Origin of the sequence: Nonomuraea sp. NPDC049625 (assembly GCF_040675285.1) — a bacterium.
GTDB classification, from domain to species: Bacteria; Actinomycetota; Actinomycetes; order Streptosporangiales; family Streptosporangiaceae; genus Nonomuraea; species Nonomuraea angiospora_A.
In genome coordinates this window covers 115,661-124,381 of sequence record NZ_JBFAOQ010000027.1, presented here as the reverse complement: position 1 = coordinate 124,381, position 8,721 = coordinate 115,661, and the positions used below count along the sequence as shown (strand labels likewise).

The 8,721-nt window shown below is 69.8% G+C and carries 5 protein-coding genes; 3 read left to right on the top strand and 2 right to left on the bottom strand.

Annotation, left to right across the window (positions count from 1 at the left end):
• The first annotated feature begins 284 nt into the window (after nucleotides 1-284).
• Both AB0J87_RS59125 and mgrA read left to right on the top strand, forming a co-directional pair.
• Nucleotides 285-2,375, top strand: coding sequence for a S9 family peptidase (locus AB0J87_RS59125; protein ID WP_363984019.1), 2,091 nt, complete (start codon nucleotides 285-287; stop codon nucleotides 2,373-2,375).
• Complete coding sequence (mgrA, locus tag AB0J87_RS59120) at nucleotides 2,372-3,364, top strand: L-glyceraldehyde 3-phosphate reductase (protein ID WP_363984017.1); 993 nt, start codon at nucleotides 2,372-2,374, stop codon at nucleotides 3,362-3,364. Before AB0J87_RS59125 ends, mgrA begins: the two co-directional genes overlap by 4 nt.
• On the opposite strand, the gene AB0J87_RS59115 is transcribed toward mgrA, so the two are convergent.
• Nucleotides 3,365-5,740, bottom strand: coding sequence for a lysylphosphatidylglycerol synthase transmembrane domain-containing protein (locus AB0J87_RS59115; protein WP_363984015.1), 2,376 nt, complete (start codon nucleotides 5,738-5,740; stop codon nucleotides 3,365-3,367).
• Between the two features lie 201 nt (nucleotides 5,741-5,941).
• Here AB0J87_RS59115 and AB0J87_RS59110 point away from each other — a divergent pair, with 201 nt between their 5' ends.
• On the top strand, nucleotides 5,942-7,957 hold the full coding sequence (locus AB0J87_RS59110; RefSeq protein ID WP_363984013.1) for a molybdopterin oxidoreductase family protein: 2,016 nt from the start codon (nucleotides 5,942-5,944) through the stop codon (nucleotides 7,955-7,957).
• On the opposite strand, the gene AB0J87_RS59105 is transcribed toward AB0J87_RS59110, so the two are convergent.
• Nucleotides 7,935-8,708 carry a hypothetical protein gene (locus AB0J87_RS59105; protein ID WP_363984012.1) on the bottom strand — a complete coding sequence of 258 codons (774 nt, stop codon included), beginning with the start codon at nucleotides 8,706-8,708 and terminating at the stop codon, nucleotides 7,935-7,937. The genes AB0J87_RS59110 and AB0J87_RS59105 overlap by 23 nt on opposite strands.
• Nucleotides 8,709-8,721 lie beyond the last annotated feature (13 nt).

Here is an 8,721-nt window from a genome sequence, read left to right as displayed (position 1 = left end):
GCGTTCATTTCGTTGTGTCTTTATTCTTTCAGCCGTTCAAGTCCCTGTCAAATTGACCCGACTTGCTCGACCTGCTGGAATTAAGACCCGCCCCGCTTCCGGGACAACCCCTCTAACTTACCAGCCCTCACGAGTGGACGCGCACGTCCGCCGTGATGGAGGAGGAAGAAGGCTTGTGCCGGACTGCTTCGGCTCTTCAAAATTAGCAGCGCTCCCGACCCCTCGCGCCGGATCGCCGCGTACGACGGACACAGATCGATCACGCCCGAACATAGACTCCCCACGTGAGCAGTAACACGCCGCCAGTGGCGAAGAAGGTTCCGACTGAGCGCACCCACCACGGTGACACCGTCATCGACGAGTACGCCTGGCTGAGCAACAAGGAAGATCCCGATACCACCGCCTATCTGGAGGCGGAGAACGAGTTTCTCAAACAGCAGACCGCTCACCTCTCCGATCTCCAGGAGCAGGTGTTCCAGGAGATCAAGGGCCGCACGCAGGAAACCGACCTCTCGGTGGCCAGCCGCAAGGGCTCCTGGTGGTACTTCTCGCGCACCTCGGAAGGCAAGCAGTACGCCGTCTCCTGCCGGGTCCCGGCCGACAGCGACGCGCCTCCGGAGATCACCCCGGGAGTCACTCTCGAACGCGAGGAGGTGATTCTCGACGGCAACGAGCTCGCCGGCGACAGCCCGTTCTTCTCGATCGGCACCAGCTCCGTCTCGCCCGACGGCACGATGCTGGCCTATTCGACCGACTTCAAGGGCGACGAGCGATTCACGCTGAAGTTCAAGAACCTCGAAACAGGCGAACTGCTCCCTGACGAGATCACCGACATCTTCTACGGCGGCGCCTGGTCGGCCGACGGCTCGACGTTCTTCTACACGCGCGTCGACGACGCCTGGCGCCCGTTCCAGGTCTACCGGCACACCCTCGGCACCGAAGAGGACGTGCTGGTCTACGAGGAGTCCGACGAGCGTTACTGGGTCGGCATCGGCCTCACGCGCAGCGAGAAATACCTCGTGCTCGGCGCGGGCAGCAAGATCACCAGCGAGGTGCGCATTCTCGACGCCACCGATCCCGCCGGTGAGTTCACGGTCGTGCGCCCCAGGAAGACCGGCGTCGAATACGGCGTCGAGCACGCGGGCGACTTCTTCTACGTGCTACACAACGAGAACGCCGAGAACTTCGAGCTGGCCACCGCCCCGCTCGACGCCCCCGGCACCTGGACGCCGCTGATCGCCCACCGGGACGACACCAGGCTCCTGGAGATCGACGCCTTCTCCGACCACGCCGTGGTGCACTTCCGCCGTGACGGGCTGACCGGCCTGCGCGTGCTGCCGTACCCGGCCGACGTCCAGGGCCGGCGCGAGCGGATCGAGGCCGCCGAGCGGAACGCGTACGAGATCGACTTCCCCGAGCCGCTCTACGACGTCGGGCCCGCGGGCAACCCCGAGTTCACCACGACGCGGCTCCGGCTGGCCTACACGAGCATGGTCACCCCGCCCAGCGTGTACGACTACGAGCTCGACACGCACGAGTTGATCCTGCTCAAGCGGCGCCCGGTGCTGGGCGGCTACGATCCGGCCGACTACGAGCAGTTCCGCGAGTGGGCCACGGCCGAGGACGGCACGAGGATCCCGGTGTCCATCGTGAAGCGCAAGGACTCCGCCAGGCCCGCGCCGACCGTTCTGTACGGGTACGGCAGCTACGAGACCTCCATCGACCCCGGCTTCTCGGTCCCGAGGCTCTCGCTGCTCGACCGCGGGTTCGTCTTCGCCGTCGCGCACATCAGGGGCGGCGGTGAGATGGGCCGCCGCTGGTACGAGGACGGCAAGCTCACCAGGAAGCGCAACACGTTCACCGACTTCGTGGCCGTGGCCAAGCACCTTAAGGCGACCGGCTGGAGCGAGCGGGTCATCGCCAGGGGCGGCTCGGCCGGCGGCCTGCTGATGGGCGCGGTCGCGAACCTGGCGCCGGAGGAGTTCGCGGGCGTGGTGGCCGAGGTGCCGTTCGTGGACGCGCTGAACACCATCCTGGATCCGTCGCTCCCGCTCACTGTGATCGAATGGGACGAGTGGGGCGACCCGCTGCACAACCCCGACGTCTACGCCTACATGAAGAGCTACACCCCGTACGAGAACGTGGACGGCCGCGCGTACCCGCCGATCCTGGCCATCACCAGCCTGAACGACACCCGCGTCCTCTACCACGAGCCCGCGAAGTGGATCGCCCGGCTGCGGGCGACGGCGAACGGCGGGCCGTTCCTGCTCAAGACGGAGATGGGCGCCGGGCACGGCGGCCGCAGCGGGCGCTACGACGCCTGGCGCGAGGAGGCCTTCGCGCTCTCCTGGATCATCGAGAGGGGCACCTCATGACCTATCAGGCCGACGACCGGCGCTACGAGCGGCAGCCGTACAACCGCAGCGGTCGCAGCGGGCTGAAGCTGCCCGCGGTCTCGCTGGGCCTGTGGCACAACTTCGGCGACACCCGCCCGATCGAGAACTCCCGGGCGATCCTGCGGCGCGCGTTCGACCTCGGGGTGACGCACTTCGACCTGGCCAACAACTACGGCGTCCCGTACGGCTCGGCGGAGACGAACTTCGGCCGCATCCTGCGCGAGGACTTCACCCCGTACCGGGACGAGCTGATCATCTCCACCAAGGCCGGCTACGACATGTGGCCGGGCCCGTACGGCGAGTGGGGATCGCGCAAGTACGTCCTGGCCAGCCTCGACCAGTCGCTGAAGCGCATGGGGCTGGAGTACGTCGACATCTTCTACAGCCACCGCCCCGACCCGGGGACGCCGCTGGAGGAGACGATGGGGGCGCTCGACCGGGCCGTGCGCTCGGGCAAGGCGCTCTACGCGGGCATCTCCAACTACTCGGCCGAGCAGACCGCCCAGGCCGCGCGGATCATGCGCGAGCTGGGCACGCCGCTGCTCATCCACCAGCCGTCCTACTCGATGATCAACCGGTGGATCGAGGACGGGCTGCTCGACGCGGTGGAGGAGGCGGGCATGGGCTGCATCGTGTTCTCGCCGCTGGCCCAGGGCCTGCTGACCGACCGCTACCTCGGCGGCGTGCCGGCGGACTCGCGGGCGGCGACGAGCAGGTTCCTCAGCGCCGATCGGATCGACCTCGACCTGGCCCGCGGCCTCGACGAGATCGCCAAGGGCCGTGGGCAGACGCTGGCCCAGATGGCGCTGTCGTGGACGCTCAGGGACCCGCGGGTGACGAGCGTGCTCATCGGGGCCAGCAGCGTGCGGCAGTTGGAGGACAACGTGGCGTGCGTGGACGGCCCGGCCTTCACGGAGGACGAGCTGGGGGCCATCGACAAGATCACCGAGCGCTACACGGCCCGCTGATCACAGGGATTCGTGCCGCTGGAGGTAGGTGAAGGCGGCCCAGCCGGGCAGCACCGGGAGCCAGAACGTGAGCAGCCGGTGCAGCAGCACGGCCGAGGTGGCCAGCTCGGCGGGCACGCCGGCCACGGTCAGGCCGCCCGCGAGCGCGAGTTCGACCGCGCCCAGACCGCCCGGTGTGGGCGCGGCCGAGCCGATGGCGTTGGCCGTGAGGTAGACGACCGCGACGGCGGTGAAGCTGAGCGAGCCGCCGAACGCGGCCACGCAGGCGTCCAGGCAGAGCACGAACGCCAGGGTGATCATGAGCGTGCCCGTGCACGCCTCCACCATCTTGCGCGGCGACTGCAGCACGTCGAGCAGCCTGGGGAGCACGTTCGAGAACAGCTTGCGCATCCTGGAGGTCACCAGCCTGCGCAGCGGCGGCACGCCGAGCACCACCACGACCAGCACCGCGACCGCGAGCAGCACCAGGACGAGGCCGCGCGACGGGGTGAACGACGTGGTCGTGGTGGAGCCGGTGATGTAGGCGAACAGCAGCAGCAGCGCGATGTGGAAGACCAGCATGATGAGCTGTGAGGCCCCCACGCTGGCCACCGCGCTGGCCGGCGAGATGCCGCGCTTCTGCAGGTAGCGGGTGTTGATCGCGACCCCGCCCACGGCGGCGGGCGCGACGAGCTTGACGAACGACGAGGCGAACTGCACGAGCACGGTACGCCAGAGCGGCAGCGGCTCGGGCACGAAGCCCCGCAGCATCAGGGCCGCGGCCACGAAGCTGACGAACGACGCGACCAGCGCCACCCCGGACCAGGCCCAGTTGGCCGTGGTGACCACCCGGTAGATGTCGACCCGGCTGAGCTGGGAGAGCACGATGTACGCGGCCAGCGTGCTGGCGATGATCGTGATCAGGGTGCGCGGTTTGAAGCGTTCGAGGCGTACTTCCTCGACCTTGCCCTGCGGCTTGAGCGCGACGATGTGCTCGCGGATGCCGGCCAGCAGGTTCTTGTTCTTGGAGAGGGCCGAACGGGTCTCCCTGGTCAGCGCGATGCGCTGGAGCAGCGGCATGGCGGCGGCCAGCGTGTCGGGCCCCATGACGGCCGCCGCCGTCCGTACGGAGCGTTCAGGGCCGACGCGCAGCGCCAGGTAGGTGAGCAGTTGGGCGATGTCGAGCCTGAGCAGCAGGTCACCGGCGGCGATCTCGCCGCTGCGCGCGTCGGTCAGCACGACGCGGCCCGCCCGGTCGAGGTGGATGCTGTCGCCGGTGAGCCGCCGGTGCGCCAGGCGCTGGATCTGCAGCAGCTCCACCTGCTCCCAGATCTGGGCGAGCAGCTCGTCGTCGATCTGCTCGTCGGGCACCTCGTCGAGGGGGCGGGTCTCGATGTGCTCGTACGCGAGCATCGCGGCCTCGGTGCCGATCTCGCTGGTGCCGAGCAGCCTGGGGGTGCTCGCGCCGGCCGCCTGGGCCGCGTACGCCATGAGCGCCTCGCGCTCCAGCTCCGCCCGGAGCGACCTGATGGCCCGGCGCCTGGTCTCGGAGTTGAGCCGGATGCGCCGCCACAGCCGGTACGGCAGCCCGGCCACCTGCCGGTCGCGGTCGAGCACGGTGACGTCGAGGCTGGTGCCGTCCTTGAGCCCGATGGCGTAGCGGCGGCTGCCCTGGTGGTCGTCCTCGATGCGGCGGGCCGAGACCACCGCGAACGACAGCTTGCGCAGCGCGGCCACCAGGGCACTGCCCGCCGGCCTGGTGTTGGGGCTGCCGACGCCGTAGAGGGTGGCGTAGCCGATGACCATGCCGACCAGCACCGTGACGATGGCGCTCGGGATCGTGATCTGCCGGCCGGAGAAGAACGCGAGGACGTAGAGGGCGATCGTGGTCCACATCAGCATGCGCCAGGTGGGACGGCGCGAGATGCGGACGGCGGTGGCGTACGCCACGACCGAGGTGAGCAGCGTGTTCACCGGCTCGATCGTCCGGTCGCCGGTCAGCAGCACGCGCAGGTCCTCGGCGTTGCCGGCGACCAGCCACTGCCCGAGCAGGAACGACCCGGCCATGCCGATGATCGCGGCGATCAGCCCTTCGGCGACGCGTAGCCCGTCGCGGTGGAAGACCCGTTCGACGGCGAAGGCCGCGGGCACGATGAGCACGGCCGCACCACCGAGGAACGCGGCGATCCTGCTGAGCAGCGGTACGAGCTGCGCGCCCTCCTTGACGTCGGCCTCCAGGCCGATGAGCGTCTGCTTGGCGACCAGCGCGAGCAGGACGACCGCGCCGAGCACGATGAGCGTGGCGAAGAAGCGCAGCAGGTCGGAGGGGCGGCGAAGACGCTGGGGCAGCAGCGGCTCTACAACGTAGACGTCGCTTTCCGCGCGTGACTCATCCACGGCTGGATCCCCCTCGAGGTCCTCCGTGTCATCTCGTTCCCTGATTTCGGCCACCGACAGCGATTCTGCACCTTCCCGGCCGGACCGTGCGATCTCTAGGCTTCCAGTGTCCTCAATCGCCCCCGCAATCGTCGCACCGGGCAGGCTACACGCATTTCCGCGTCTGCCGTCATTCCAGGTGCGGGACGTAGTCTGTGTCCCATGTCGGGTGAATTGAGGGTTTTGGGGGCGTGTCCGCTGGACTGCCCGGATGGCTGCTCCTGGGTGGTCACCGTGGAGAACGGCAGGGCCGCCAAGCTCCGCGGCAACCCCGACCACCCGTACACCAGGGGCGCCCTGTGCGTGAAGGTCAACCGTTACCTTGAACACACCCGGGCGGACGACCGCATCCTCCACCCCATGCGCCGCATCGGCCCCAAGGGCTCCGGCCAGTTCGAGCGCATCTCCTGGGACGAGGCGCTCGACGAGATCTCGGTGCGGCTGCGCGGCATCGTCGAGGAGCACGGCGGGGAGGCCATCTGGCCGTACCTGGGCACCGGCACGCTCGGCTACCTCCAGGGCTGCGAGGGCGTGGCCGGGCGGCGGTTCTGGAACATGCTGGGCGCCTCCAAGCACTGGCTCAACATCTGCTCGGCGGCCGGCAGCAGCGGCCTGATGCGGACGAACGGCACCCCGGGCGGCATGGACCCCGAGAACTTCGCGCTGGCGAAGCTGATCCTGCTCTGGGGCACGAACACGCTGACCAGCGGCCACCACCTGTGGAAGTTCATCCAGGACGCGCGGGCGGACGGCGCGCACGTCGTCGCCATCGACCCGATCCGCACCAGGACGGCCGACCAGGCCGACGAGTACCTGGCGATCAGGCCGGGCACGGACGCGGCGCTCGCGCTCGGGCTGCTCAACGTCGTGCTGGCGGAGAACGCGCAGGATGAGGAGTTCCTGGCCGAGCACACCGAGGGCTGGGAGGACTTCCGCCAGGAAATCCTGAAATATCCGGTCGAGACTGTGGCTGAAATCACCGGCATCCCCGCCTCCGCCATCCACAGCCTGGGGATACGGCTCGCCCACACCCGCCCGACTGCCATCCGCGCCACGCAGGGCCTCCAGCGGCACCAGGGCGGCGGCACCGCGCTGCGCACGCTCGCCTCGATCCCCGGCGTCACCGGCGACTGGCGCCACCCCGGCGGCGGCATCGCGTACTCCACCAGCGGCCACGTGCACTTCGACATCGACGCCCGCGACGACCTGCTGGCCAAGCCCGTCCGCACGCTCGTCATGACCAAGCTGGGGTCCCAGCTCGACGACGTGAAATGCCTGTGGGTGTACGCGGCCAACCCGGCGGGCTCGAGCCCCGACGCGAACGCGATCAGGCGGCAGCTCGCCCGCGAGGACCTGTTCACGGTGGTCATGGAGCAGTTCCCGACCGACACCGTGGACTACGCCGACATCGTGCTCCCCGCGACCATGCAGACCGAGCACCAGGACCTGCACGCCGGATACGGGCACCTCTACCTGCTCTGGAACGAGCCCGCCGAGCCTCCGCCCGGCGAGTGCCTGTCCACGACGGAGACGTTCCGGCGGCTGGCGGCGCACATGGGGATGACCGAGCCGTCGCTGTTCGACTCGGACCTGGAGCTGGCCGAGCAGCTGCTGTCGAGCGGGCACCCGTCGCTGGAGGGCATCACGCTGGACCGGCTGCGCAAGGAGGGCTGGGTGCGGATGAACTACCCCGAGCCCTTCACGCCGTTCGCCGAGGGCTTCCCGACGCGGTCGGGCAGGATGCGCTTCCCGTCGACGGGCAAGGCGTACACCCCGTCCCACACGGCCGGCGCGAGGGGCGGGTCACCGTACCCGCTGGCGCTGGTCACGCCCGCGTCGCACACGTTCCTCAACACGACCTTCGGCAACAACCCGGAGCTGCGCCGCCGCGCCAAGGACCCGGTGGTGCTGGTCAACCCGGCCGACGCGGCGGCCCGGGGGCTGGTGGCCGGTCAGCGGGTACGCGTGCACAACGACGGCGGCGAGTTCCTGGCGGACGTGGAGATCAGCGACCGGGTGGCGGCCGGGGTGGTGGCCTCGCCGAAGGGGCGCTGGCCGAAGCTGACCCCCGGCGGCGCCAACCCGAACGCGGTCGTGGCCGAGCGGGACGGGGACATGGGCATGGGGCCGGGCTTCCACGACAACCTGGTCGAGATCAGCCCTTGTGCCGGTCCATGAACGCCACGATCCGGTCGAGCACGTCCTTCCCGTGAGGGCTGGCGAACAGGGCCGAGGCGTGCAGGCTCTCCCCCGGGATGACCATGGTCTGGTTGTCGGGGGCCTTCGTGGCGGCGGCGTGCGCCGTGGCCAGGTCGTCGGCGCCGCCGTACCCGTCGTTCGCGGAGCCGATCTGCAGGAGCGGGACGGTCAGCCTGGCCGCGTTCTCCACGCTGATCTCGCCTGAGACGGCCACCACGCCGGCCACTTCCGAGCCGAGCCTCAGGGCGGCGGGGACGGCGGTGGTGGCGCCGATCGAGCCGCCGACCAGGAAGATCCGCTTGACGCCCGGCTCCTTGGCCAGGCGTTTGGCCATGGCGACGGCGCCGTCCTCGGGGAGGATGGCGGAGGTCCTGGCGTACAGCAGGACGCGGTAGCCGGCGGCCACGAGGCGGTCCGACAGGGGCCGCCACGTGCACACGTTGCCTCGGCGCTCGTAGGTGATGACCACGCCCACCGGGCCGTCGCCGGTGATCACGCCGGGCAGGTCGCCGTCGTGCTTGAAGATCTTGCCGTCCGCCTCGGTGAAGCACCCGGAGACGTTCGGCCCCGTGGGAATCGGGGCCGACGTCGTCGCCTCGGGAACCGGGGCCGGACTCGTCGCCGCGGGAGCCGTGCTCGGGCCGGGCGCCGCGGCACCGGTGCCGACCGCGCCCCCGCAGGCCGTCAGCACTCCCACCATGAGCCCCACCACACCTACCAACGCGCGCATGGCCGCCCTTTCC